Here is a 304-nt window from a genome sequence, read left to right on the forward strand (position 1 = left end):
GTAAAAGAGACGATACTGGGTCTGTAGCTCAGGTGGTTAGAGCGTTCGCCTGATAAGCGAGAGGTCGGTGGTTCGAGTCCACTCAGACCCACCACTTCCTTTTAGGAATTGGTATGCAGTATCGACACCTAGATGGGGCTATAGCTCAGCTGGGAGAGCGCCTGCCTTGCACGCAGGAGGTCTGCGGTTCGATCCCGCATAGCTCCACCATCTTTAAGCACTCTTACGAGAGTTTTTAAAAATGGTTCTTAATGAATCTAGCTCTTTAACAATTTGGAAAGCTGACAAAACAAATCTTGTCTTA

At 47.4% G+C, this 304-nt stretch carries 2 tRNA genes; both read left to right on the forward strand.

Features of this window, described 5'->3' with window-relative positions:
* Window positions 1–17 precede the first annotated feature (17 nt).
* Window positions 18–94: transfer RNA gene (locus KHN78_RS00050), tRNA-Ile, on the forward strand.
* Window positions 95–134: 40 nt separating this feature from the next.
* Window positions 135–210: transfer RNA gene (locus KHN78_RS00055), tRNA-Ala, on the forward strand.
* Window positions 211–304 lie beyond the last annotated feature (94 nt).

It is taken from the genome of Vibrio sp. B1REV9 (genome assembly GCF_905175395.2).
Lineage (GTDB): Bacteria > Pseudomonadota > Gammaproteobacteria > Enterobacterales > Vibrionaceae > Vibrio > Vibrio alfacsensis.